This is a genomic window from Egbenema bharatensis FJBBOT/2019, assembly GCF_048077055.1.
GTDB classification, from domain to species: Bacteria; Cyanobacteriota; Cyanobacteriia; order Elainellales; family Elainellaceae; genus Egbenema; species Egbenema bharatensis.
The window spans coordinates 175,517-199,065 of record NZ_CP182236.1; the positions used below are offsets into that span (position 1 = coordinate 175,517).

The following is a 23,549-nucleotide window of genomic DNA, read 5'->3' on the forward strand; positions in this document are numbered from 1 at the left end:
CTACCAGTAGATGATTCTATCAGGAGAGGTCAGGTGGTCTCAGATTCGTGAAGTTCGTTGCCCCATAGTGCTTGTCAATCATCTTCGCACTCGTGCCAGTCCATCGACCGATCGCTGTGCTGTTGATTCCTGCTTCAATACAAAGGCTGATGAAGGTATGGCGGGTCTGATAGCTCTTGCGATACTCAATCCCACATTTCTTCAAAATTGCCTTCCAAGCCCGATTCAAGAAATTATGCTGGTCGAGGAATTTCCCTCTCGGACTTTTAAAGAGAGAGGCATCGGGGTTGACTTGGGCAGGTTTGATAGTGTCGAGGATGGCTTGGAGTTCTGGTGAGATCGGAAAGTCACGCCTTTTCTGGGTCTTCAACCCTTCCTTCCGAACTAAGCCATCCTCAGAAATCACCACTGATTCTCGAAACTTAACGGCACTGCTGGTGATGTGTTTCCACTTGAGGGCAATCGCCTCTGAAGGGCGGCATCCTGTAAAAAACAGGAACCGAACGTAGTTGGTGTAATGGCGATAGTAGCGATCGGTCTCAAACGCCTGAATAATGCGATCGCGTTCCTCTTTGGTAAAGGGATTGATATCCTCATCTTCACTCAAGCCTTTGGGAGCCTTGATCTTCATGCTGACGAAAGGATTCGTATCAATTAGCCCATCTTCTACTGCCCAGTTGCAGCAGGCTTTCAAGTAATTCAGGCAGCGTTTTGCCGCATCCAGCGTGAGATTTTCGAGTAGGTAGTCGCGGATCAGCAAAGCGTCATTCAAAGAACGAGCGGGCAGGCGGTTAATGTGGTTACGGCACTTGATGTAGTCCTTGACATAGGTGCTAGGACTGATCTGGGGCTTCTTAAACTCGCTGTACTTTGCCCAAAGCTCGTCTAACTGCGGCTTGGCTTTGGTAGTAGGTGTAGTGGGTGTAACTGTACTGAGAGCAGATTGGGGTTTGTACTTTTCGAGGGTGGGATCAAGCCGCTCGTAAAGGATATCCTTTTCGATTTCCGCTGCTTTCAATTCAGCCAGTTTTCGATTGGCAACGGTATCAGGCAGTCCCAGCGTTACATAGTGACGCTTGCCACCATAGCTGAAGCGAAGCTGGAGGCGATCGTGGGTGTTGATGATAGAGACAGAACCTTTGGAGGCTCGACCCGTAGGCGTTCTGGAGAACATCGTCCTCTCCTTTTCCTAGTGGCTAGTTACGTTATAGCACCTCCACCACTTCCACCAGTTTTCCACCAGTTTTTGCCCCAAAGTCCCCCAAAAGCCCCCAAAAAATTGACCCAAGATCTCCGGCAAGGAAATCTTGGGTAAGCTAAAACCCTTGCTAGCCGTAGCTTTTCTTGATTTGCTTTGAATGCCAGGAGGCGGACTTGAACCGCCGACACGAGGATTTTCAGACCTATGCACATAAAAACAGAATCCTCAACAGAAAAGGAATTCAGCCATTATGCCAAAGCCCTTGCTTAAAGCTTGCTTAAAACTGCTGATTGATTAGAAAAAATCTGAGTAGAGAAAATGCACTTTTTACCGAAAATCGATCGGCTCACCCTGGTAAACCGATCGACTCGTAAACTCTTTCACTGCAACAGAGAGTTACCCCTGTAGGATGCCCGCATTTGCCGTCAGCGTTCCCTCTGAGGAGAGGGTGAGGGGTAAGTGGTAGGTTTGGATGCCCTGCTGTAGGGTGGCAATTGTGGGGGCATTCAGGAGGGATGCGATCGATAAATTCCAGAAGGCAACCAGATCGCCGGTTTCTCTGGAGAAGTCTGGATCGCGTCGTCTACCGAACAACGTCATGAGAGCGGTGGCGATCGTCGTATTCTGGGATTGCCCAATCAGTCCGAGCAACAGCATTTGATGAGCCTGGTAGAAGGCATCCCACTGGGCAGCGGGTCGAGGCGGTTGGGGCGTGTGAGCCTGAGCAGTGGTTTGAATTTGGCTGACGATTTCAGAGGGTAACTCAGTTTGAGTTGAAATTTGCACAAAGTTACTGTTTCCCTGAATCACTAAGGGTTGCCATTCATCTGTAGGGCGAATGGCAGGAATTTGGGCGATCAACTCGTCATAAAGTTGATTGATGTTTGTTGGGGTTTCTGATTCAAAAACAATCATAGGAATAGTTGAGAAACAGCAAGGCTTGTGCCAGATGTAATTGATAAAGAAGCACCGCTATTTTGAAAGGCTGCCAATTCAATAAAATCACCATTGAAACAGCGATGAATCGCAGCACAGCATAAAGCTGGCGCAATCATTGCCGGTAGTCTAGATTCTGCCAATCGTGTCGTAGTGCTTCCTGATGTGCGATTAATTCGGGCAAGTCTCGCTGTCCCATTGCTGTTGTCCTGCCAGTATACCTGGGCAACAATTAAATAAATTCCATCGTGGCGAATGGTGATTCTAGCAGGTGTAGAAACGTTTAACATGAATAGTTCACTACTCACCAGAGGGTGATGAGCTGTTTCACTCCAATTGATTGGAGTTACAACATTATTTGGAATTGCTTGGTCAGATCCTCTAAGTCCTTTAGCGTGAAAAAATCGTGGCTTGTAATCAAACCCATTTTTAGCATCGTTGATGATGACTTCAGGGTTTTGTGAATTCGTGTCAGTGGGAATGGTGGCAAACCCTAACATCGGTAAGACTGAAGCACCATTTGGCTGTGTGATAAGCGATCGTCCAAAGGCAGAAGTTTCAAGCTGTGGTGGAATTGGTGGAGGGTTGCTGATTGGCATAATTAAATTCCTGCTAACGGTGACAGTTGACGAACGATCTCAAACTCCTCTGGCTCCTCGTCAGTCCAGAGATCAAAACGGATGCTCTGCTCATCCCAGGTGTTCCCGTCAATATCGACTCGCCCTTCCCGATCGCGTGAGGGAATGCGAATCAGCATAGAGCCGGTTGCAGGGTAGAGCATTGTGGGGGACTTCCTTAAGCGTGGGTCTCGTTCCTTTTCCTCAGATACGCTCAACGTTACCAGTTCAGCGGTAGAGAGGTCTAAGAGGTCTTTGAGCTTCAGCTCTGCCTCTTGGGGAGTAGCTCCATAGACCGCCATCTGACGGCCGTTATCGAGGTTTGCTGTGGCTCTAAATTTGCCCCAGGTGTAGAACTTGGCAGCCCGCTTGATTTGGTTCCAGCTCAGGTTGGGTTTGGGGTCAGGGATGGCATAGGTGGCTGATTTGATTGGGCCTTCCCGGCGATAGAAGGGAGGGCGTTCAACGCTCTTAAAGATGATAGTGAGTTTACGGCGCTGGGTCTTAGCTCTGACCCAATCGGTTTCTGGGGCCCCCACAATTTGCCCTACATCGCGGTTCTGAATTGTGCGATAGCTGTTGAGGTAGGTTTGGATCTCGGTTTGTACCTCTTCCTCTGCCCCGGCAAAGGTTGCCACCTCACCCTCAACCCGACTATCGGGCTGGATGGTAACGACGCGCTCTTGTCCAGCGGCCAGCTTGTTTCCTGCCTTCGCCTGGGCAATGGCTGAATCGAACTCAGACGCGATTAGATAACCTGCCTCGGTGAAGCTATCCCACGCCTCATCAAAAAATTCTTCCCAGAATGCCTGAGCGGTGGGAGGGAGTTCTTCCAGTGCATTCTCAAACTGTTCAGCAAAGGAGATATTTGGTTCTCCCTCATTCCCCCAATAATGCTTAATAAATTTGGCTGTTTCTTCTCCGAATACTGTTCTCAACATTGATTCAGGCGCATTCTTTAAGAATCGCCTTGTCCCCATGTAAGCGTTAATCACAGCCCGGTTTGCTAGTGAGCCAAGGGTGACGCGAACCGCGCTCTGAAAGTAACTACCAATCTCCTCCAATGCCTCTGGGAGGACGTTGGATGCGATCGCCTTTGCCAGGGCCGCTCCCCCAATCACTGGGCAGATGTAGGCGATACCATAGCCAACGGCGATGGTAGAGAGCCAGCCAAACGTTCCCCCAAACGCCCCCCCCCAGGCGGCGGCGATGCCAATATTTTGGGCTGAGATTGCGGCCAGTAGTTGTTCGTCTGTAGCATTCCAGTTGAAGTTCCAGACCTGTTGCCACCGGGCAATCAGCCAGCCAAACACGGCGGACACAGAAAAGGATACTCCCCCCACGATCGCAGATAGAAAGCCCAGTAATCGCCCCCCCAGGTTGAGGATTCTGTTAATAATCCCCCCACTCTCCTGGGATTGAGACAGGTTCCTGAGATTGATTTTCCTGACTCCGTTCTGCACAAGGCCGCTACGAGTGGCACGGCTGATTAAATTATTGGCAGCAATTGTAATCCCAGCCATTATCCATTCCCCTGTGTGGTGTTGTTGGGGTTTGTGGGGAAGTTCTCTTCCTGAGATAGGGAATAGTCGGTGACAACCGGAAATGTAAACGAATCTCGGTTAAATCCACTTTCAGGGTTATTCAGTTCATTGATAAATTCTCGCCATCGTTCCTGTTGCTGCTGTCTTTCCGGGCTGTTTGGATCGGTTAGGTCTGCGATTTCACTAATCAAGTCTTCTGCCTGGTCACGTCTCCGCATGAATACCGCTTTAATGATTCCAGCGGAAAACATAATTTTCTGAAGGAAGTCTACAACCGATTCTTTATCATCGTTTTGCCAGCCGATTACCTTCTTTTTAGATTCCCGCAAAATTTTATCTAAACTCTCTACACCTTCCGGGTCAAACGCATAATCAATCTCTCTCGCCTTTGGATTCCCGCGATACCCTAAAAAGGATGCGTTAGCCCGTGCATAATCCTGGGTGACAATGGCAGCGTTTTTAGTAGAAATTACCTCGCTGGCAAGGCGGGTCAAAAAGTTAATTGCAATATCACTATTGACGCTGTTCTTAACAGTAAGCCCGTACAATTCTGCTAAAGTCTCAGCCAAATTAGGAAGCTTAACTTGTTGCTCCTGATTGCCCTCCGTTAGCGGGTCAATATCCTCTATGGTGATATCAATTGGGAACTGTCCAAATAGTCCATCCATCTGCTTGACGAACCAGGCAGTTAATTCAGTTAACGACTCGTGAGTTTCCTCTGACTCATCATCAACCATCAACCATTTTGGGGTTTGAACCGGATAGGAATCAGTCCCCAGGCGACGGGCGATCAGGCGCAATAACTCTTCATTTTCAGCACAGCAGCTCATATCGTCGTCTCCGGTGGGTGGTGGTGGTGGGATGGGGCGGGGGTCTTCTATGATGCAGGCCCGCTGGTCTGCTTCCTCTTCAGATATCCAGATTGAGGAAATCCGAGGCGGGGGAATAGATGCAGCAATTGCGGCCCGCTGCTCTGGGGTGTAATTCCCCTGAATCGTTGCACCCCACAGCAAATAGTTCGCCAGAGATAGTCCTTGCGGGGTTTGGCGATAGGTCGCTGCTTCCCAGGTTGTGGAGCCGGGGAAACGGAAAGCTCGCAGTCCGATCGGTCGTCCAGAGACTCTCATGGGATTTCGCTCAATCCACTCGATCGAGCCATCTTCTCTCCGCACATGAACAAAGCTGACGGTGTAGAAGTAAACGCAGCCGGGGGCAAAGTTCCTGGAGTCAGCCGGAACCCAGACGGATTCACGCCCTGGGTCATCCGGTAGATCCGGCACGGGTGGATCCGGTTGCCGGGGACGGGCCCAGGGCGCACGGTAGCAGACATCAAGCTGGGGCGTGGAGACCCCAAACAGGCTCATTCCGGTTGAGACACAGAATTCTGAAAGGTCTGGGTTTGTGGCAAACGTGGGGGTGATGCCGATCGGTGAAGCATTGGAAGCGGCGATCGGGTCAAATCCACTGCCCCCACAGTAGGGACTATTGGCAAACCGGCTGCAATCAGTTGGGTCTACTGCTTCATTAGGAGAGATGTAGAACCCACTGCCCCCAATTGGCTCCATCCAATCAGGGATGATGTGATCCTCGCGTGGGATGCTGGCTCTGCCAGTCAATTGATCGCCTATATCCAGGGCCCATTGAGCTGGGCCCATTGCCCCCACCGGACGAGCAAAATTTTGAGAACCTGGACGGCGATCATTACCGTATTTCAAGGCTCGATTGCCGGGGGAACCGTTGAGGATTTCCGGTGAAGCAACATCAGGCGGGGGCGTTCGACGGAAGCTCATGGCAGCAATCCCCCCATTGTGGGCTGGAGAAGCCAGTAACTTTCCTGGGGTTGCCAGCGATCGTGGGCAACCTGCAACGCCTCTTCCTCAGCCTGGCCCCGCTGCCATCGATGGGGCTGGATGATGGAGCCATAAAGCTGTTGCCTGACCTGGTTTTCCTGTTCAATCATCAGCCATTGTTTGAATGCAAACATTAGACACACTCCAAGCCAGCGAGTAGGGTTCCCGATGCGGTGGCGATCGCGCTGATGACTCCCTCGTAGGGGTTGGTCAAATTGATCTCATAACTCCCACCAGGTAACAAAGCGATGCCCTGTCCGGCTACAGCGGTATTGCCGTAATTGATAAAAACCGTAGCGGTGGTGGAGCGGTTAACCAGGGTGGTTTGGAGCCGGTTGGGGTTGCTGGGCAGGATTTGTAGAGACGTAGTTCCGATCGTCCAGCTATGGGGCTGGCAATACTGGATCGTGCGCTCATTCTCTGGCAGGGTGGTCACTTCCTCTTTAACGCTGCCAAAGCAGACAACCTCATCGTTGGACTGTAGCAGTCCCCATCCAGCATTCACGATTCTCCCCAGGATGCGACAGTCGCTTGAAATGTTCAAAATCCCGTTATCGGTGAAGTAGGGCAGCAAGTTGATGTGATAGTACGGCTGACGATTCAATAGGCTGATGCTGGCCACATGGACTGATGACTGAGTGGAGGTCTCTAGAAATAGCTGAAATTCCTTGCGGGGGCTGTTCCATTCCATGTTTCGGACGGCTGCTAATCGCTCTGCCCTGGAGGAGGTGATATCCAGGTTGGGGATCTGGGATTCAGCAATGGAGCTGATCTGAACCTTGAGGCGGAAGTCGGACACAAAGCCGTAGTAGCGCGTGGTTGCCACCAAGTCCCAGGGCGTGACCGCCGATGGCTCGTAGAGAAGGATCATGGTGTTGCCAGATTGAGAGGAGAACCGTTTAAGAATGTTGGCTGAACGGCTGTAGATCGCTTGGTTTGGCATGGGTTGTAAAACTTTACAAAAACTTTATGGAGGGGGCTTATAGATGCAAATCGGTTTAAGAACCCTATGGATTTATCAGTGCATTCTTAGTCATTTTTCCCCCCTGTGAGCCATCCCAAACATTTGGGAAGTGTAGTTTTACACAAGGTTATTACTGAGCTTTTTCAACTATGGCTGATTTATCTCCTGCAAATGTATTAGCAAAGCTGCCGGCAAACTCAATCATCGAAGACCTGGCGAACAACGATGTGAGAATTTCGATGAAAGCTGTGATGGGCGAGGCTTCTGTAGATTTAGATGATGAAAAAATCGGTGAATTCATCACTAAGTTCCTGGATGCTTGCGCTGCGGCCCAGGTGGAATACAACCAATCCCCTGATCCTGATCTGCGGTCTTACCCCAACCCCACTGCATCGGCTCCGATTCGCAACGCCACGACGGGTGAGTACGCCTCTACCTTCACCTATACCGTCTCTCTCGCCATTCCCCTGGATAAGAGCGTGGTGACGGCTCTGCAAATCTAACGGACGCTTGGTTTGGCATGGAAATTCAGGGGGTTTTTACACCCCCTTACTACTAACTAGGATGATTTTAAGCAATGGCAGAACGTAAACGGGTATCGGTTAAACCTTCGCAACGAACCAACTTTGGGTATGGGTTTTACACTTCCCTCGATAACGCAGAACAACAAGTGCTGGGACATGCTCCGATTACAGGGGCATTGTCTGAAGGCGTTGTTTGGGGGGCAAACAGTCCTAAGCCTGGTCGGATGCGGCGAGTTCGAGACACAGGACGCTCTACGTCCAGCTTTGTAAGCCATGACGCTCGCGCTAACGCGATCGCTAATGGCTGGAGAATTGTTAAGCCTGCACGGGCTTCCACCGGCCGCGGTGGAGCCTTTACAAAGGCGGTCTATGTTCGCCTTAGCGTTGGCTCTGTCGTGATTCAGTATGCCTGGAGAATGCCCCTGACCACCTACAACGCGATCGGCGGTGAACGAACTGTATTGGGGGTTCGGGACGTTACCGCTACGGAAGATCCGTTTGATCTGGTGTTTGGTTCTACACCGAAGCCACCTCGGGCCCAAAAGGTGATTGCTGGGGGCACGGTTAGCACCTTCTTTGACCCTGATGTCGATCTACCGGCTGGCTGGAATGCTGTGGGCGGGATAATCGACTAATATGCTGATTCTTCCCGGTGATCCTGAATTCGATCGGACGCTGGCTTCTCCGCCTCCCAACTGGCGAGAAGTGGCAGCGCGGAACTCTGGGGAATACGCATTTGTGGCGCGATCTGGCTCTGGGCTACTGGAGCCAGTTTCCTTCAGAGAATTAGATGACTACCTGGAGGGGGGCGAATACGCTCAACGGCTTCAGGAATCTGATCAAACGGACTGTTATTGGGATGCCTTTGGCGATGAAGATGAGATAGAGGGTTACTATGCTGACCTGGAGGACACTGGGGACGATTACCCCAGCGACGTTTAACTGGCAGCTCTACGATCAGCCCACAGCCGCATCCGTTTTCCGCTTCACGTTTCAAGGAAATTTGAACCGGGTCTGGTACTACGCCAGGGTTCGTCAATACTTTTACGCTGGCGATGTTGGGGTTTCTCAACGGCTCTACCCCAAGTCTGAAAGCGTGATTTTAGAGATGCCCATTCCTGCTGAGTTGCTTGACGCGGGGATGGTGATTCGCTATCTCGGAATTGCTAAATTTCCCCTGCGGCGGCGAACGGTGGCGGATGGTGACTGGTCGGTGCGGATTGAGGAGCTGCTATGAATTCTGACGATGAGAAAGGGGACTCTCCCAGCCATTCGGGGGCTGTGCATCAAGGCAAGGTAGCCGCCTATGCGTTTTCGCTGCTGTGTGCGGTGTTTCTGGCGTTCCAGTGTGTGAGTTACGAGCGCAAAGGGAGAGAGGTTCCCGCGACGGTTTGGATGCCCGTATTGGTGCTGTGTGGGGTGGGATTAGGGGTGCAGATTGATCCAAAAAATCTGGTGGGATGGCTGAAATAATGTGCGAAAGGTACACCGATGGGTTAAGCGATTCGTGCGATGGGTGCAGGGATTGCTTGGATCCCCGCAACTTAACCAACGACGAATCATTGAAGAATACTACTCCGATCGCTGTGCCCTGCAACGCCTGGACGATACCCGGATCCCTGGATGCGTGGACTACTGGCGAGTTCGACACCTTGACGGACGGGGAACGTTCTTCATTATCCTGCTCAGTAAGTCCCAGTTGGCTGAGGAGCTGGGAGGGGCAAGTCGCAACGGCGATCGCCTCGAACCTGAGTTCAGAGGTCTCGCCAGAGATTTGGAATCTCAGCTCCAAAGCCAGTCCCATATCGAAGCAACCCACTACTGGGTTACGGGCTGGCTCTATCCTACGAACCGCGTTGATTCAAAGGGTAGACCTTACCAGGCTTTGGATACTCGCAGGCTTAATCTGCTGGCTTGCGATTTACAGGGGGCATCTGGGCCATGGATGGGCAATGCTTACGCCCTCCGCATCATCAGAAAGGTTGCCCTTCGCCTCGCCACGAGCGTTGATAACCGATCGTATTTCTCCTATAAGTCGCCCCAGGACTGGGAAGCCGTGATTCAGGGGATTGACTGGGTGAAGTGGCTAGAGGGCTACACGCGATCGGAGAAGGGGGGCATCTATCCTGACCACGTTTTGCAGCCGCTCAAACCAGACAGACGGAAGCTGGGGGGCAAGTATCGCTTAGATGGCTGAATTTTATTAAAAGGTGGACTAATGACTGTTCTAAAGATTTTGAGTGATACGGTGCTAAAACAGCAGCCGGTGCAGTCTTCTACGTTGAAGGATGCTCAGAAGGCTACTATCCTTGCAGGGCGTGAGTTTAAGCTTCATTCCCATGCCCTCGATCGGGTGAGTAACCATGTGCGGGTTGCCTTCGCCGGCGAGTTCATCAACGGGCGAAATACCTGGTGGGCTTACATTCCCCACGTTCAAATCATTGAAGCTATCCCTCGTCAGCCAGAAGCTCAACCGACGATTAGCTTTAACCCGCAATTCCGGGAAGCAACGCTGGGTAAAAGCTTTACAGCGGCGGGTCAGACGTTTTACGCCAATCAGCCGATCGGTAGAAGTAAAAATTTCTTCTGGTACGAGGCAACGCACGGGTTGTCTCGACTGCCTCAGACCCAGACTGAGGTTGCTGGCATTATTCGCATCGCAGAGGCGGCCCAGGAAGCCCGCGATCGCATTGGTCTACCCTTCCGGATCACGAGCTGGTTTAGACCACCTCACATTAACCGGGCTGTGGGGGGAGCCAGCCAGAGCCGGCATATTGTGGGGGATGCGATCGATTTTTATATTGGCGATTGGAGTCCCTGGGCAATGTATCAGGCGTTTAACCCCTGGTGGCGTGGTGGGTTGGGCAAGTATGCCCATAATGAAATTTGCCACCTCGATGCCAGAGGGTGGAACGCTCGCTGGTATGACTAAACCCCAAGTTTACGACGGAGCCGGCGCTGCCTGACCCAGGCATCGTAGTGGTAGAGGTAGGCTGCAACGGTGATGGAAATTACGGTGTACCAGTGGGTCTGGGTCTGAATGCTGAAGTAGGCTGGCTCAGTCAACGCCAGGGGGAGGACGATCGCCACTGCAACCCCAACGGAAATCAGGCTAACGATGAACGCATTCAGGGCAGTTTTCCAGCTTGCCCATCTGGGGAGCCAATGGGGGGCGATTTCTTTACCTAATAGAATGTGATGGGCAACTGCAATCAAGAGAAATGGGCATACTAAGCCCAGAGCAGCCGGAATAATGCTGAGGGAGAATCCACTTCCCATCACTCCCCAAAACAGCGTTATCCGTATGCAAAAACCCAAGTAAATCAGCAAACTAATTGCCTTCAGCCACGCGCTGGGGTAAGGAAACCACTTAGGATATTTCATTGAATTCTTGCACCTTATTACCTATTTTTCAGACTGCCTATGTCAAGGGGCAGTCTTTTTTTAGAATTCCCTTTTCCCAGGATTTTTAGATTTCCTCTCTACACTGGAAACACGATCGGGGACTGACTATGCGCTTCACTGAATTGATGAACAAGCCCGACAAAACAGAGACGGAGCTAGCGTTGGTGCAATGTATCGCTGCACTATTGCTAACTCCGACGTACTCGAAACTTTCAGCGGATGACCTATTTGAAATGATGAAGCGATCGGGCTACCAGACAGGGTGGTGATCACTCGCTGAGGTCATCAGATAGCCACTCAGTAGTCAATTCATCTAGCGTTTTGCCCTGATATTTGGCAATGGCTTCTAACTCTCTCTCTATCTCATTCCAATTTGCTTCAATACGAGATTGGATAATGTTTGAACTTAAAGTAGCCCGATTTGTGCCCTTGAGTTTTGCCCATAGCAGCAACTTTCGATAGTACCAGTCGGGTAAAGAGACAGAGAATCGAGCCATTTCGGGGAAAGCCATACATCCATCCAATCCTATCTGTATTGATTCACTAGAGCATCAAGTTAGCACAATTGATTCACAGATGATTCACTGCTGAATCAATTGTGCTATAGTCTTTTGTCATAGGCTTCCCCGAAGCCTTCCGAGAAACTTCTACGAACCTTCTCAGAAATTTGTCATGCCAAAAACCACAGAGGATTTGGCGACAGAGCTTTGTGTCTCTGCTCGTCAGGTTTTGAATTACAAATCCGCAGTCGAAGCCCATCTGCAACGACCGATTACCTTCCGTCAAGGCAAGCAGCACTTTTACCACGATAAATACGTGCCCCTGGTGGTCATGTATGCCAAAGGTGAACCGCTGCCCCCCGTCGAAGAACAGACCACCCTCTCACCTGCGAACCCGTTCCATTTGGAGGAGGAAAGTCGGGGGGGTGGTCGTATCGTGTTGCAAACTGAGGTTCTCTCCGCTCCCCAGCCGATCGACCTGGTGCCCGTGCAGCTCCGCACCGTGGACACCGCAGCCCTCGACACCACTACTGACCAAAACTGGGAACGCCTGGACACTTTCAAACAGAACATTCGCAGCAAGGTGTTGTCCGAGGCTGAGGCGTTTGGCAACGAATTGGCCGCTGAGGTAAAGCATCTCGTCTCTCGCAAGGTTGCAGGGGCATATCGGGAGGTGATTCGCTGAGTGGCACGGTGCAACAAACCCTGATTTTTTGAGGATGCTTTATGACTGGAATTGCACTTTTAGAACCCGATGATGAGTTCGAGCGGTTCTCCTCCCAATTCACCAACCTGGGCATTGATGACGATCGCGCTAATGCTCTGGGGCGAATCTTTGTTAGGGAATCAAAAGATCCCTTGTCCGTGTTAGAGCGATCGGATGAGGACTGGGATCTAATCTCAGGCGTGGTGGACGACCTGGCGGCTCTGCTGCCTAATGAGAATGTCTTACCCTCAGAGCCAGATTTCTTGGAGTTCGACTCTCCCTCAGTCTCAGGCAACTTGCTGGGGACAGACCCAGAACTCGATCGGATTTTGTGGGGTGTTCCCTGGGAGGGCGAGCTATGACAGGAATCGTAGGACTATTTCAAGGCAATCAATCCAGCCGTGATACCGGAACTGCGAACGAATTAATGAACGCAGCCCAACAAACCGATATTGTCAGCACGGCAAAGCCTGTTACCAAGTATCGGAATATTGAAGATGGGGAGGTGAAGCAGGCAGAGGAGCAACTGAAACGAGAGCAGAAGTGGACAAAAAACTGGGCTAAGTTTTTGCAACTCAACCTCAGACACCAACAGCTCGACACCCAAAGAACCCAGGATTGGGCCCAATGGCGGGTTGGCACGACCAATGAGCTGGCCAACAAGGCCCTCATCATTGCCAAACAGGGCAGCCAGCAAGCGGTGATCGCGGCTAAATACGCCTCTGGTGTGCAAACGATCGGGGCACAAACCCAGGCTCAGATCGGGCTGATTCAGGCAGGCACTCAGAGCCGAATTCAGCAAATTCAGCAGCGGGCCAATGAAGCGCGATCGAAACTGCAATCGAGGGGAGGGGGCGATCGATGAATTTCTTCAATCAGTCCGAAGTGCGATCGCAGGATAACGAACAGTTGGTGCAGAAGTTTGACTTTGCCCCTCCTAAGCTGGTGGTCTACGCCATTGCAGGGCTATGGGCCAGCATCATGCACGGCTATCTCCTGTGTGCGTTCCAGTTCACCAAAATCGTGATCTGGGGGCTGTGGGCAATCTGGGGAATTGTGCTGCTGTTTGCCTTCCTCTCAATGTGGGGGAATGCCCAGGCGGGTAGACCTCCGATCGGAGCCTCTGAAGCGCGAGTTGTCTTTGTCCTATTGGCTCTACTGGTTGCCACCGCCGTTGGGTTTGGGCTGGAAACCGTTCGTGGACACTTTTGTTTGAACTGAGGAGGAATTAATGCTGAATAGTCTCCGCCTGGTTGCCATCAATGCCCTGAAAACCAAAGCCTTCTGGTATCTCGCCTCTGTTTCGGCGGGGGCTGCCCTCACGATCGCCCCAGTGGGATTGCGCTGGGGCAATCGAGCAGCGGGGTGGAGCTACCTGGGGGCTGGAGTGTCGTTAGCCGTTGCCTATCCCCTGTCCAGATCCGTTTCTAAAGATGTGACCGCTCTATCAGTCACTCGCCATATGGGATGGCTGGCAGAGGTGGAAGATACGGTAAGCGCGTACAACACGCTGAAAGCCTGCAACGCTGCCATGATTCGCCAGATCAGCGGCAATCTCACCCTGGCAGAGCTGCAAGAGCAGATGAATTCCAGCATGGTGCAGATGACCGGGGCGATGTCCTTGCTCACAGGACAGCCCCCCCGCGATGCCCTCCCCGCTGCGACTTCCCTCCCAGTAGTAGACGTGGCAGAGCTGGCGGCCAACTGCCTGTTGGACTCTGAAAGCGGTGGGTCTGTTCTCGCAGCCGCCCCCAGGCGAACGGGGAAGAGTGCCCTGCAACGGGCCACCATTCGCCGCATTCACCATAAAACTCAAGGCTTGGTCGATTTCAAGGTGTTTGCTGGCAAGTATGGCGAAAAGTTCTGTGGGTTGGAAAAATCGCCCCAGGACTACATCTTCAGTGGCAGCGTCTCCGCCGTCCCTGAAGTGTGCGATCGGCTGTCTGTCTATGCAAACCTGGTGGAGCGTCGAAATGGAGAGGGTTTGCCCACGATTCTATTCTCGGATGAGCACAACAATTTACTGGGAGCTGCTGGGAGCCTGAAGGATAACCCAGAGGCAGACCAGAAGCTAAAGAAGGCATCCAACCTCGTCAACTACCAGACCGCAAGGATTGTCACTCAAGGTCCATCCAAGCGGGTGAATTCTTTCCTCACCAGCCATTCCCCCCTGGTGACAGACATCGGACTCAATACCCAGTTGCAATACTCCATCAAAACGCTGATCCTCGCATCCCACCTGAACGCTGAAGCATTGGAGGGGGTTCTGTTTGGCACGGGCACAAAGACGCTCATCAGTGATAAACAAATCCGAGATGGGTTAGCAGAGCGATATAAGGGCTTCACCCAGAATGCTCCCAAACAGTGGTTTGTTTGCCTGCACAACTTTGGGGGAGACTGGCAGCTCTGCCAACTGCCCGACTATGGCAAGGAAGAGAAAGCAGCCCCGCCGATCGCCTGGTCGTTCTGCAACCGCGACAACTGGGAGGAGGACTCTCCCCAACCAGACCCGATCGATTCTCTCCCCACAGAGGAGCAAATTGCTGATTGGTTTTCGGCTGAGGACACAAAGCGACAGGAGCAGATCCGATCGCTCGAATCACTGCTGAAAGCTGACCCAACAGAGCAGCTATCTCCCCCAGCCAGGGCAATCCTCGATAAGTACGTCCAAAAGGAAATGTTTGGGGTTTGGATCGATGCCAAATGGGTTAAAAACTATGTGTTTTATACAAAGGAGCTAAAAGACTTTTCACCTGCCCAGGTTCGCGGTTTTTTGAAAGAGCTTGCGGCAACGGGTAGAGGATTCCTGGAGGGCGACGGCGAGGCGGTTTGCTGGTATATGGAGGCAAATCAGGCTTAACCTCTACTGACCCTCTACCGTATACAGGGCAATCGGTAGAGGGTTCTACCAAAATCCTCTACTGACCCTCTACTGGTAGAGGATCCTCTACCAATCCTCTACCAGCCCAAAAAAGCAAAAAGACCAGGAATAAATTCCCGGTCTAACTGTTAGGAGAATGAAACATAAGCTTTAAACGTAAAAGCCCAACGCTAAAACGCTGGACTGTCAGTTCCTTGAGTCTGACCCTAACTCTGAATCTAAAGACTTACTACTCTCTTGCCACTCTCTCAGGACTTCTTCTAATCCGTTCTTTTCAGACTCCAATTCGTTAGCGATTTCTAAATTCCTCTGAGATTCTTCCCTATATCTGGCTATCTGACGGGCAAGTGAATTTATCAGATAGCCGAGAGTTTTTCCGTCAACACGCTGTCGGAGTTGTCCTCGATCAATCCCCTTGCGAACTGTTCGACCAACTCGGAACGGCTGACCCCCATCCTCTCCGCCAGGCGATCGAGACTCGTGATCGCTGTTTTGGTTAGCGAGAGATTCACCTTCTGGGTGAGTTCGTCGTACTTTGTTTTTCTCCCCATCATTTCCCTCCATAATGCCAGTCCCCTGATTTTATCCGCATAGTATGCACTAATTTTATACGCAAAAAAATGTAAATATCTGTTTTGTGTATCGTAAACGATTTATGATTGCAGAAAGCTAAAAAGCAGTCCTCACCGCTAAGTAAGAGACTGCCTTTAGTTCAAATGTATTGAAATTACCCAGAGGATATCACAATGCAAACCCTGAAGGTTGGCGATCGAGCAATTGAGCTGGAGGGTCTTGCCTCTCAGCGATGTGGCACGGTTGTTGAGTTCAAGCCGTTGTCTGGATGCCCAGAAATCTATTACCCGATTGTTCGTTGGGATAGTGGAGCGTTGAGCTATTCCAGCCCAGATTTAGGAATTCGCCCACTTGAGCCAGTCGAGCAACTTTCTTTGTTTACTTACTAGTTCTCAGGAGGAAACTTTGACCCACTGTAGAGACTGCAAATTCTTCTCAATCGAGGGCTGTGCTGTTGCCCCCGGTTACTGGCAAGCTCAAAAGCTCCTCAGCACAACAGATGAGAGCTTTCGGAAGAAGCTAGCCCCTGCCATTCAACCCTGTCCAGAGTGGCAGCAATCAGAGCAGCAAACCTTAAGTCTCACTCTGTCTGAGACCTGGTGGAAGCTCTCCGTCGATCGCCGATGCCCTGATTCACTTTCACGAAAAATCCTGGAGGAGATGGAACGTCAAATCCGATCGCAATTGGGCTTACCAGAGTCCCAATGCTCCAAATCCGATGACCTTCCTTTCTAAAAAGAGCAGCCCCCACCGCCAAGTAGAGACTGCCCTAATTTGTATTTTTTTACCAACCAGAGGATATCACAATGCCAACGCTTACTCAGACCAATCTGATTCTGGATTTGACCGATCGCTATGGGGTCTACCTCGACACCCTCAGCAGACAGCAAAAGCTGTTCATCATCTCCTGTCTATCAGAACATCTGCGAACCCAGTCCCCCCTGGAAGACCTGTTCGACGCTTTAGACCCTAACGCCCTGATTCCAAACCACCTAACTGATGCCCTCAGCCGGTCGATCGAACTTTGCCCAACCAGGAAAGTTCTAGAAACCATGCTGTACAGCGTCATGGCGGTTCTCTCAGAAGGCTAACCGTAAACAAGGCGTAGCAGTTTTGCCCTTTGCTACGCCTTACTCAATTAGTTGTGCCATGAATGTAGCACCTTCTTTTACTCCTGTCTCATCGAAATTTACATTCATTCCAGAGTGGGATGAGTTCCTATCGCTTTTTCCCCATCGTGGCTCCTACCTCTGGGCCCCCAAGCCCTCCCCCGGTAAGTCCCCTGAATGGCATACCGAAACCCGCCATTTGTTGAGCGATCGCCTCATCAACCAGAGCAGCTATCTCTATGGAGTCCGGTTTGGCAAACAAACCAACTACCTGATGCTGGACATCGATCGCAAGAGTCACTATCACCCCTACCGTGACCCATTCGCCATTTGCAGAATATTGGAAGCCCTGGAGCCACTGGGCTTAGTTTCCTTTGTCTCCATCACCAGCTCCTACAGCGGCGGGCTTCACCTGTACTTTCCCTTTATCCAGGCTCAACCCTCCTGGAAGATTGCCCATGCCGCCAAAGTCCTGCTGGAGAATCGGGGCTTCAAGTGCGATCGCGGTCAACTCGAACTCTTCCCCAACGCCAGGCGGTGTGATGGAGCTGAGTACAACGGCCACCGGCTCCCGTTGCAGGATGGTTCTTATCTGTTAGATGAGGACTGGCAACCGATGTACAGCACCCCTGAGCTATTTGTCCAGCACTGGAACCACTCCAGCTACAGAAACGATTGCACTGAAGCAGCGATCGACCTGGCTCTGAGAAAGAACGAACGACGGCTGGTGAAGAAACTGCCCCAGAAGGCTCAAAAATTTCTGGCTGACCTCAACGCTGAAATTGAACCCGGCTGGACAGGCTACGGGCAAACCAACCACCTGCTCGGTCGCATTGCCATGAGAGAGTACATCTTCCATCACGCCCTCTACGGCGGCCACCCCCTGACCGGAATTGCCTTGCAGATGAGAATCCTGGAGGTTGCCACCCAGCTCCCCGGCTACCTCGATTGGTGCAGGCATCAGCATGACATCCACAACCTGGCGGTCTACTGGGCCCGGTCGATCGAACTCCACGACCGCTACTACCCCTATGGAGGAAACGCTGTGCTAGACCCACCACAGAAAACAACCCTACCCTCTCCCAACGAACAGAGGGCGATCGATGCCAGGGAAAGAATCAGGCAAGCCGTGCAGGAACTTAGTGAATTAGGGCAGTTCCCTAAGCTCTCTACACACCGGTTTAAAGCCCTCAAACAGAAAGGCATAGGAAGTGACACTTTATACAAAAACAAAGACTTGTGGTACGCAGGAAATAGCGTCAAACCCTTGCAGGATGAAGAGTTCCGCGCAGTCGGTGAGGAGGGGGGTGATCAGCGATCGCCAGAACCCTTGAAAAATGAAGAGTTCCGAGCGATCGCTCCAATAAGCTTTGTGACTCCCTCCGTATGCCCTCCCCAAGAGGGCGATACGGAGAGTCAAAGTGATCTGGCTGTTGGGGGAGCGCGAGGGGGTTTTCCACAGCCCACAGCCCCGACTCCCCACTCCCCACTCCCGACTCCCCCCGAAAACGCTGCTGAACCCCCTTCCACTCTCCCTAAGGAGCTGGACATGGTGAAAGAGGTCTTAAAGCGCATCAGGGAGGAAAAGAAGCAGCAGAGACAGGAAATTTTTAGCAGCCCTCCCCCCGATCAGCACTGGTGGAGGCAAATGCAAATTGAGCTGGAAATGGAGCAAATGGAGCAAGCGTACCTGATGGAGGACGGGTGATGCCTCTCAGTGGCAACCAGCTATCGCTTCAAGAAGCGATAGCTCCCTATCCCATTGCCAACCCACCCCCCAAACCATGCACCCATCCCCGCTTCATGCCCGGACTGGATGCCCACTACTGCCCCGATTGTGGCAAGTCCATTAACGCCACAACCACTGAATACAAAGAGCTTTTGAGAAGAAGATGATGCCCCCCAGTAAATATTATTTTGGCGACCTGGTGAGAGTCCCCGGCGGGGAAGTCGGGGAAGTGGTTGGAATTTGGTATCGCTGCGATGTTTGGCTGTACAGGCTCTCTGGATTGAGCCGTATGGGTGCTGCCTGGTGGAACGAAGGACAGTTATTGAGGTTGAGTGATGACTAAAACTAAAAAACGAGGGCGATCGCCCTCCCCAGATGGCTTTGTTCCTACCAGCGAAATTTGTGCAAAGCTCTACATTTCCCGCTACACATTGCAGCGGTTGAGAGAGCAAAAGGTGCTGAAAAATGGTGAGCATTGGATTGATATCAATCCTTATTCTGCCCCTCGCTATCGCTACCACCTGGAGAACTGTAAAACACGGTTGATTGAGCTGCGAGAGGAAAACGAACCGTCTCACATCAAACAGGGGGAGGTTGGGGACGATCGCCCCTCAGCATCAACACATCAAAGGCCCGCTGGTGAGTCTCAGCCGTAATCCAATGGTGGTAAATCTTCTCATGCACCGTCACACTATGCCCCATCTGCTTGGCAGCATGGGAATCAGGCAAACCGAATTCCAGAGTCCTCACTGCCCATCGATGCCGCAAATCATAGGGGCTAAAGGGCACTTCATAACGGCTAAATTGATTCGTGACACGATGCCCATACGCTGCATGGCTACCACTCTCCCCTGGTGGGAGCTGCCCATCGCGTAGCCCAAACTGTTCTACCCACTCTGGGTAAAACGCCCAAACCAAATGCTTACATGACTTGCTGGACTGTACCTCAACCCAAAATTTTCCCCGCTTCAGTGGTTCTGTATCGAGAAAGAATGCCTCATGATTCCTTAGCCCAAACGTAGCCAGCAGCCCATAGACATATCGCCATTGTGGGTTAGGAACCTTGTAAAACCACTCTGCCACCTCTCGATCGGTGGGCAGAGTTCGCGGGTCTACCTCGGTGTAAGAGTAGTTGCCCTTCAAGGGCTTCACGTTTAATTCAATCCCGGCAAACTGGGCTAACCGTGCAAGGGTTGTGCAGTACCGCTTCCGGTTGCGAGTATGGTTCTCCGTTTGGGCGATCGCCTCCAATAGCACATCAGCACTTAGCACCTGGTCGCTGGGCAATCGGCTGAAAACCTGCTGGTATTCAGTCCTCCAGGTTGTTTCGCTAACTGTAGTCCTGACCTCGGTTTCAAATCGCCTAATCCATTCCCCGACTGAATCGCTAGAGCCGGTTGCAGTTTTAAGGTAAGGCATCCAGTCAAACTCACCACAATCTCTCAGGGCCCCAACCTTGCGGGCCTCCTGTTCTGCCATCTGCACTCCCCTCGGATGGGCCCCAATGCCTAAAGCAATTCGCTGTTGGTGTGGCTTCGATTTGTGGCTACCTGGTTTAGCGGGGAGAGTGGCTTGTAAATAAAGCTTCTCTCCCATTTGCTCAATCCTCACGCCCACACGATGCGCTTTGAGCCGTCCGTTAGCCTGTGCCAGTTTTCCGGTAATATCCACTTGCTTAAATCTTGCCTAAAAAGTGAGCCTCAATTATCAACAACTAGCAACAACTAGCGACAATAAGTAAATATGCTCTAACAACAAAAACCTTGATTTCTCAAGGTTTCGAGACGTTTTTAGACATTAAAAATATGCCAGGAGGCGGACTTGAACCGCCGACACGAGGATTTTCAGTCCTCCTGATATACTCTGACTAGAGATAAATACAGCCTATCCCTACCCGACAACCTCAAACTTTAGCGACTCTCCCAAGTTGCGATAGGCCAGCATGGGATTGTTGGTCAGCAACTCTTTGATCAGGAGTAGGGACTGCTCGATCGCGTCAATCTGCTGAGATAGGTTGTTCACCTCATGGGCTTTTTCTGGGGATAGTTGCCCCTGGAGACTCTCAAACGTTAGCTGATCCCGTGCGCGAGATAGCATCGTGAAGGCATCCTCGATCGTTTCAAATGACTCGCTGAAATCATCGATGGCGATGGCCGTCCTGGCAGATTGGCGGTAGCGTTCCTTAAGCATGGGTCTGACTCCAGGTGGTGAAGGCATCTAAAAACATAGACAACAGCCGATCCTGTTGGGTCATACCCAGTTTTGTGAACACCGAGGTTCCCAAGAACGCTGCAACGTAATCAGCCCGATAAACGATCTTCAATGGGATGGGTTGTTCACTCTTCCCCATCCCTTCGATCCTACCAAGTTTTCGCACGGTGTAGCCCTCTTCCGTCAGCATTTGAGGGTGAAGCGTTTGCCGATAAGGATTGCCTAAAATCTCTTTCCAGGATACTTCTTTTTCAGGTTGCATTGTCTTAGTTAGGTGTGTGCTGAACAAACTAACTGTAGAGCTTCAAAAGGGTTTTTCGTATAAGTATTGCTGAGTATTTTTAGACAAGAACAAAACCCTACAAGCGGTGATTTTACATAGGTCTGGAGTTTTTGAATAAACTTTATCGGATAACTATCTAAGCATAGCTGACTGTTCTTGGGCCTTAGGGTCGAAGGAGAGTTTTCGCCACAAACTATTGGCAGTTATTCAATAAGGTTTTTATCAATGAGATATCCAGTTTTTTTACACAGGAACTCATTATGGCTTCTCCCGTTACCCTTACCTCTACTAGCCTTGAAGGTCAAGTTTTAGAAGTTGCGGCCGCAATGCAGGTGGCTGAAGCGTCCACTCCGATCGAAACTCGGCAAAACCTGATCAGCATCACCCCTAACCCGGATGGCGGATTTGTAACCATCGTTGCCAACATTCCCGCTACGATCGCTGTTTCCGGCAACGGGTTCACGATCGCCGCTACTCCCTACGCTTCGTAGTCTCTAGGAAATCTTGGAACCATAGGAGACTAAAACAATGGCAAACCTACCGATCGGTAGTGATGGCGGAAACAACCAGGGCGGAGGGGGCAACGAATTCCGTCGCCGGGAACGCAAAAATTATTACGTTGCCCTCAACATTGGACGGACGGGCACTGGGGAAGGGCCAGCGTCCGCCGGGGGTGGACTGCTCAAGATTCCCTTCCGAGGTGTTGAAGCTCTCTACGGTAGCATTAAGGACAAGTTGGGAGTGCAACTCGTTGCAGAAAACGATAACGTTCTGTCTGACCTCTATGGGCTGGCTGGAAAGACCCTTCCTAAGTTGCGGTTGGGGCTGTCTGGAGGTGGACTGAACACGGGCACGGGCAACCAAGCACAGCAGGACAGTTCAAAGTCAGCAACCTGTTTTGTCAACCCTGACAAAATCTCCTCAGCTCTGCGAGATTTGCAAGGGTCAACCGCTTACGGTATGCGGATCACTACGGTGAGAATCCCACGCCGGCGCGTCTACATCTAACTGATGGATCGGCAATTTCCCCAACTATCAGAGGGGATTGAGTGGAACCTGGTAGCTCGTAGGGATCTAGAGGGAACACAGGTAAACGGCAATTTTCTGTACCCTCCACAGTCCTTTCTGATTGATAGCTACGTTTGCCAGATTGGCCTACGCAATCCCCGTTCTCCTGGCCACTGGTTTTTAGGTGGTTGGGCTAGTGCATTGCTTCCCTTCTCTCCCAGTTCCACCACTGAATTTGTTTCAGCCGTTGCGGTCGAAAACAGGCGGCTTCGCTTGGGAGTGTTGAACTTGTTCATCGTTCCCAAGCTGATCAAGCCTTGGATTTTAGAAATTAAATTCCCACGATGGCACGAGCAGATGTATCTAGAGGTGTGGCAATACGATGGTGAGGATATTGATCTGTTTCAGCGTATCGATCAACTACAACCCACAATTCCTGATGGTGATATGTGAACGTACCCAATGAAGTTATCGCGTTTGCTTCTTTTTCCGTGCCTATCCTGCTTTGGGTATGGAAGGCAAGCAATTCAGTTTCTAGAGTGCAATACAACCTTGAAAGTGCAATCAATGAACTGAATCACAAATTAGATAAAAAGGATCTGCAATTGCAAGCTTTACAGGATAAAGCGATCCTTGCAATCAATGGCTTATCTGAGAAAAATAATCACTTAGCAACTCGCTACAAAACAGATGTGAAGGATCTAGATAGCAGGTTGGATCAGATTGAGAATTTTTTAGCGAAAGAGTCAGGGTTTATTCGTCGCTAATCGTTTTTCTCTACAATCCACCATACCCCAGCGTGTTTAAACGCTTTCACTTGATGATTCCTGATCCAATATCTCACAGTTGCGGGTGAAACGTATTTCAACGATGCGTATTGCTTTACAGAGTAGTGGATCAGGTTTTCCGCTTCAGCCGTTTGTTTTGAAATGATCGTCTGAGTCAGTGTAGGCAGATAGATCCGGGTTTTTCCCATAAGTTGACAGTTAAAGAACAAGGTGAATAGAACCATTCTATTCACCTTACTTTGAATCCTCAACGAAATGACTGCAATCAATTTAGCTACAGACATCCCATCACAAATTAACACGCTCGAAAAACTGACAGCGTGGTGTCAGCTAACATTGCAACACATTAACCCACAGATGAGAGCGATCGAAGGTGTGGGATATGAAGAACGAGTTGCACAAGCTGGGATCTTCTATGTTGCAGCAGATAACAAGTATCGCTTGCTCGGTCGGACATCAATTCAAATCTCTGCTGACTACTTAGCAGGCGGGATGAAGCAATGGCAATATGCACAGGAGTTAAGCACTACTGCCATTCCCGCAACATTTAGAAGTAATTAGTTTTCAGGTTGGGTAGTGTGGGCACTGATCATCAGTGCCTTTTTTTTTGATCTGAGGCTGTGAGCATGGATTACGGATTTCAGGAAGCCCAAACGGGTTTTCAGAGCATTGATATTGATTTTGGGCAAACAGGGGGGAACTCTTCCGGCCCCTGGGAGC

At 51.0% G+C, this 23,549-nt stretch carries 38 protein-coding genes; 25 read left to right on the forward strand and 13 right to left on the reverse strand.

Annotation, left to right across the window (positions count from 1 at the left end; genetic code table 11):
* Nucleotides 1–19: 19 nt before the first annotated feature.
* From ACM1PF_RS00720 to ACM1PF_RS00750, 7 genes are all read right to left on the reverse strand, one after another.
* Entirely contained in the window at nt 20–1,174 is a 1,155-nt protein-coding gene (locus ACM1PF_RS00720; RefSeq protein WP_416671534.1) for an Arm DNA-binding domain-containing protein, read from the reverse strand.
* 423 nt (nt 1,175–1,597) lie between these two features.
* Nucleotides 1,598–2,116 carry a hypothetical protein gene (locus ACM1PF_RS00725; RefSeq protein WP_416671536.1) on the reverse strand — a complete coding sequence of 173 codons (519 nt, stop codon included), beginning with the start codon at nt 2,114–2,116 and terminating at the stop codon, nt 1,598–1,600.
* A complete protein-coding gene (locus ACM1PF_RS00730; protein ID WP_416671537.1) occupies nt 2,113–2,736 on the reverse strand; it encodes a hypothetical protein in 624 nt (207 codons plus the stop codon). The genes ACM1PF_RS00725 and ACM1PF_RS00730 overlap by 4 nt, the downstream gene beginning before the upstream one ends.
* 2 nt (nt 2,737–2,738) lie before the next feature.
* Nucleotides 2,739–4,277 (reverse strand): hypothetical protein, encoded by a 1,539-nt coding sequence (locus ACM1PF_RS00735; RefSeq protein ID WP_416671539.1) that lies wholly within the window; start codon nt 4,275–4,277, stop codon nt 2,739–2,741.
* Nucleotides 4,277–6,088, reverse strand: coding sequence for a hypothetical protein (locus ACM1PF_RS00740; RefSeq protein WP_416671540.1), 1,812 nt, complete (start codon nt 6,086–6,088; stop codon nt 4,277–4,279). The genes ACM1PF_RS00735 and ACM1PF_RS00740 overlap by 1 nt, the downstream gene beginning before the upstream one ends.
* The gene (locus tag ACM1PF_RS00745) at nt 6,085–6,282 is read right to left on the reverse strand and encodes a hypothetical protein (protein WP_416671542.1); all 198 of its coding nucleotides are present in this window, start codon (nt 6,280–6,282) and stop codon (nt 6,085–6,087) included. Before ACM1PF_RS00745 ends, ACM1PF_RS00740 begins: the two co-directional genes overlap by 4 nt.
* Entirely contained in the window at nt 6,282–7,091 is an 810-nt protein-coding gene (locus ACM1PF_RS00750) for a hypothetical protein (RefSeq protein ID WP_416671545.1), read from the reverse strand. The genes ACM1PF_RS00745 and ACM1PF_RS00750 overlap by 1 nt, the downstream gene beginning before the upstream one ends.
* Before the next feature lie 170 nt (nt 7,092–7,261).
* On the opposite strand from ACM1PF_RS00750, the gene ACM1PF_RS00755 reads away from it, so the two are divergent.
* From ACM1PF_RS00755 to ACM1PF_RS00785, 7 genes are all read left to right on the forward strand, one after another.
* Nucleotides 7,262–7,615 carry a hypothetical protein gene (locus ACM1PF_RS00755; protein ID WP_416671546.1) on the forward strand — a complete coding sequence of 118 codons (354 nt, stop codon included), beginning with the start codon at nt 7,262–7,264 and terminating at the stop codon, nt 7,613–7,615.
* A 74-nt stretch (nt 7,616–7,689) separates the two neighbouring features.
* Nucleotides 7,690–8,271, forward strand: a complete 582-nt coding sequence (locus tag ACM1PF_RS00760; RefSeq protein WP_416671548.1) for a hypothetical protein — start codon at nt 7,690–7,692, stop codon at nt 8,269–8,271.
* Between the two features lies 1 nt (nt 8,272).
* The gene (locus ACM1PF_RS00765; RefSeq protein WP_416671549.1) at nt 8,273–8,578 is read left to right on the forward strand and encodes a hypothetical protein; all 306 of its coding nucleotides are present in this window, start codon (nt 8,273–8,275) and stop codon (nt 8,576–8,578) included.
* Nucleotides 8,532–8,873, forward strand: a complete 342-nt coding sequence (locus tag ACM1PF_RS00770) for a hypothetical protein (RefSeq protein ID WP_416671551.1) — start codon at nt 8,532–8,534, stop codon at nt 8,871–8,873. Before ACM1PF_RS00765 ends, ACM1PF_RS00770 begins: the two co-directional genes overlap by 47 nt.
* Nucleotides 8,870–9,109, forward strand: coding sequence for a hypothetical protein (locus ACM1PF_RS00775; protein WP_416671552.1), 240 nt, complete (start codon nt 8,870–8,872; stop codon nt 9,107–9,109). Before ACM1PF_RS00770 ends, ACM1PF_RS00775 begins: the two co-directional genes overlap by 4 nt.
* A gap of 52 nt (nt 9,110–9,161) precedes the next feature.
* On the forward strand, nt 9,162–9,833 hold the full coding sequence (locus tag ACM1PF_RS00780) for a hypothetical protein (RefSeq protein WP_416671554.1): 672 nt from the start codon (nt 9,162–9,164) through the stop codon (nt 9,831–9,833).
* A gap of 21 nt (nt 9,834–9,854) precedes the next feature.
* Nucleotides 9,855–10,568, forward strand: a complete 714-nt coding sequence (locus tag ACM1PF_RS00785) for a D-Ala-D-Ala carboxypeptidase family metallohydrolase (RefSeq protein ID WP_416671556.1) — start codon at nt 9,855–9,857, stop codon at nt 10,566–10,568.
* Here ACM1PF_RS00785 and ACM1PF_RS00790 read toward each other — a convergent pair.
* Nucleotides 10,565–11,020, reverse strand: coding sequence for a hypothetical protein (locus tag ACM1PF_RS00790; protein WP_416671559.1), 456 nt, complete (start codon nt 11,018–11,020; stop codon nt 10,565–10,567). The genes ACM1PF_RS00785 and ACM1PF_RS00790 overlap by 4 nt on opposite strands.
* Nucleotides 11,021–11,148: 128 nt before the next feature.
* Between ACM1PF_RS00790 and ACM1PF_RS00795 the strand changes: the two genes are divergently transcribed.
* Nucleotides 11,149–11,310: a hypothetical protein gene (locus ACM1PF_RS00795; protein ID WP_416671561.1), complete on the forward strand. Its 162-nt coding sequence runs from the start codon at nt 11,149–11,151 to the stop codon at nt 11,308–11,310.
* Here ACM1PF_RS00795 and ACM1PF_RS00800 read toward each other — a convergent pair whose 3' ends face one another.
* On the reverse strand, nt 11,311–11,553 hold the full coding sequence (locus tag ACM1PF_RS00800) for a hypothetical protein (RefSeq protein ID WP_416671563.1): 243 nt from the start codon (nt 11,551–11,553) through the stop codon (nt 11,311–11,313).
* A 160-nt stretch (nt 11,554–11,713) separates the two neighbouring features.
* Between ACM1PF_RS00800 and ACM1PF_RS00805 the strand changes: the two genes are divergently transcribed.
* From ACM1PF_RS00805 to ACM1PF_RS00825, 5 genes are read left to right on the forward strand one after another with little or no spacing between them, the layout of a single operon-like run.
* Entirely contained in the window at nt 11,714–12,226 is a 513-nt protein-coding gene (locus ACM1PF_RS00805; RefSeq protein ID WP_416671564.1) for a hypothetical protein, read from the forward strand.
* A gap of 41 nt (nt 12,227–12,267) precedes the next feature.
* Nucleotides 12,268–12,609, forward strand: a complete 342-nt coding sequence (locus ACM1PF_RS00810; protein WP_416671566.1) for a hypothetical protein — start codon at nt 12,268–12,270, stop codon at nt 12,607–12,609.
* Nucleotides 12,606–13,112, forward strand: coding sequence for a hypothetical protein (locus tag ACM1PF_RS00815; RefSeq protein ID WP_416671567.1), 507 nt, complete (start codon nt 12,606–12,608; stop codon nt 13,110–13,112). Before ACM1PF_RS00810 ends, ACM1PF_RS00815 begins: the two co-directional genes overlap by 4 nt.
* Nucleotides 13,109–13,468 (forward strand): hypothetical protein, encoded by a 360-nt coding sequence (locus tag ACM1PF_RS00820; RefSeq protein ID WP_416671569.1) that lies wholly within the window; start codon nt 13,109–13,111, stop codon nt 13,466–13,468. The genes ACM1PF_RS00815 and ACM1PF_RS00820 overlap by 4 nt, the downstream gene beginning before the upstream one ends.
* 10 nt (nt 13,469–13,478) lie before the next feature.
* On the forward strand, nt 13,479–15,107 hold the full coding sequence (locus ACM1PF_RS00825) for a hypothetical protein (RefSeq protein WP_416671570.1): 1,629 nt from the start codon (nt 13,479–13,481) through the stop codon (nt 15,105–15,107).
* A gap of 377 nt (nt 15,108–15,484) precedes the next feature.
* Here ACM1PF_RS00825 and ACM1PF_RS00830 read toward each other — a convergent pair whose 3' ends face one another.
* Complete coding sequence (locus tag ACM1PF_RS00830) at nt 15,485–15,682, reverse strand: ribbon-helix-helix domain-containing protein (RefSeq protein ID WP_416671571.1); 198 nt, start codon at nt 15,680–15,682, stop codon at nt 15,485–15,487.
* Between the two features lie 192 nt (nt 15,683–15,874).
* On the opposite strand from ACM1PF_RS00830, the gene ACM1PF_RS00835 reads away from it, so the two are divergent.
* From ACM1PF_RS00835 to ACM1PF_RS00865, 7 genes are all read left to right on the forward strand, one after another.
* On the forward strand, nt 15,875–16,090 hold the full coding sequence (locus tag ACM1PF_RS00835) for a hypothetical protein (RefSeq protein WP_416671572.1): 216 nt from the start codon (nt 15,875–15,877) through the stop codon (nt 16,088–16,090).
* Between the two features lie 16 nt (nt 16,091–16,106).
* On the forward strand, nt 16,107–16,436 hold the full coding sequence (locus ACM1PF_RS00840; protein ID WP_416671574.1) for a hypothetical protein: 330 nt from the start codon (nt 16,107–16,109) through the stop codon (nt 16,434–16,436).
* Nucleotides 16,437–16,507: 71 nt separating this feature from the next.
* Nucleotides 16,508–16,792, forward strand: a complete 285-nt coding sequence (locus tag ACM1PF_RS00845) for a hypothetical protein (protein WP_416671575.1) — start codon at nt 16,508–16,510, stop codon at nt 16,790–16,792.
* Nucleotides 16,793–16,850: 58 nt separating this feature from the next.
* A complete protein-coding gene (locus ACM1PF_RS00850) occupies nt 16,851–18,518 on the forward strand; it encodes a hypothetical protein (RefSeq protein WP_416671576.1) in 1,668 nt (555 codons plus the stop codon).
* The gene (locus ACM1PF_RS00855; RefSeq protein ID WP_416671578.1) at nt 18,518–18,706 is read left to right on the forward strand and encodes a hypothetical protein; all 189 of its coding nucleotides are present in this window, start codon (nt 18,518–18,520) and stop codon (nt 18,704–18,706) included. Before ACM1PF_RS00850 ends, ACM1PF_RS00855 begins: the two co-directional genes overlap by 1 nt.
* Nucleotides 18,703–18,882, forward strand: a complete 180-nt coding sequence (locus ACM1PF_RS00860) for a hypothetical protein (protein WP_416671579.1) — start codon at nt 18,703–18,705, stop codon at nt 18,880–18,882. The genes ACM1PF_RS00855 and ACM1PF_RS00860 overlap by 4 nt, the downstream gene beginning before the upstream one ends.
* The gene (locus ACM1PF_RS00865; protein ID WP_416671580.1) at nt 18,875–19,195 is read left to right on the forward strand and encodes a hypothetical protein; all 321 of its coding nucleotides are present in this window, start codon (nt 18,875–18,877) and stop codon (nt 19,193–19,195) included. Before ACM1PF_RS00860 ends, ACM1PF_RS00865 begins: the two co-directional genes overlap by 8 nt.
* Here ACM1PF_RS00865 and ACM1PF_RS00870 read toward each other — a convergent pair.
* From ACM1PF_RS00870 to ACM1PF_RS00880, 3 genes are all read right to left on the reverse strand, one after another.
* Entirely contained in the window at nt 19,119–20,210 is a 1,092-nt protein-coding gene (locus ACM1PF_RS00870; protein WP_416671582.1) for a site-specific integrase, read from the reverse strand. The two genes, ACM1PF_RS00865 and ACM1PF_RS00870, sit on opposite strands and share 77 nt — an antisense overlap.
* Nucleotides 20,211–20,429: 219 nt before the next feature.
* Nucleotides 20,430–20,729: a hypothetical protein gene (locus ACM1PF_RS00875; protein ID WP_416671585.1), complete on the reverse strand. Its 300-nt coding sequence runs from the start codon at nt 20,727–20,729 to the stop codon at nt 20,430–20,432.
* A complete protein-coding gene (locus ACM1PF_RS00880) occupies nt 20,722–21,012 on the reverse strand; it encodes a hypothetical protein (RefSeq protein WP_416671588.1) in 291 nt (96 codons plus the stop codon). The genes ACM1PF_RS00875 and ACM1PF_RS00880 overlap by 8 nt, the downstream gene beginning before the upstream one ends.
* Nucleotides 21,013–21,293: 281 nt before the next feature.
* Between ACM1PF_RS00880 and ACM1PF_RS00885 the strand changes: the two genes are divergently transcribed.
* From ACM1PF_RS00885 to ACM1PF_RS00905, 5 genes are all read left to right on the forward strand, one after another.
* On the forward strand, nt 21,294–21,524 hold the full coding sequence (locus tag ACM1PF_RS00885) for a hypothetical protein (RefSeq protein ID WP_416671591.1): 231 nt from the start codon (nt 21,294–21,296) through the stop codon (nt 21,522–21,524).
* A 37-nt stretch (nt 21,525–21,561) separates the two neighbouring features.
* Nucleotides 21,562–22,041, forward strand: coding sequence for a hypothetical protein (locus ACM1PF_RS00890; protein WP_416671592.1), 480 nt, complete (start codon nt 21,562–21,564; stop codon nt 22,039–22,041).
* 3 nt (nt 22,042–22,044) lie between these two features.
* A complete protein-coding gene (locus ACM1PF_RS00895; RefSeq protein WP_416671594.1) occupies nt 22,045–22,494 on the forward strand; it encodes a hypothetical protein in 450 nt (149 codons plus the stop codon).
* A complete protein-coding gene (locus ACM1PF_RS00900; RefSeq protein WP_416671597.1) occupies nt 22,491–22,808 on the forward strand; it encodes a hypothetical protein in 318 nt (105 codons plus the stop codon). Before ACM1PF_RS00895 ends, ACM1PF_RS00900 begins: the two co-directional genes overlap by 4 nt.
* A gap of 276 nt (nt 22,809–23,084) precedes the next feature.
* Nucleotides 23,085–23,390, forward strand: a complete 306-nt coding sequence (locus tag ACM1PF_RS00905; protein WP_416671599.1) for a glucose-6-phosphate dehydrogenase — start codon at nt 23,085–23,087, stop codon at nt 23,388–23,390.
* The last annotated feature ends 159 nt before the right edge of the window (nt 23,391–23,549 follow it).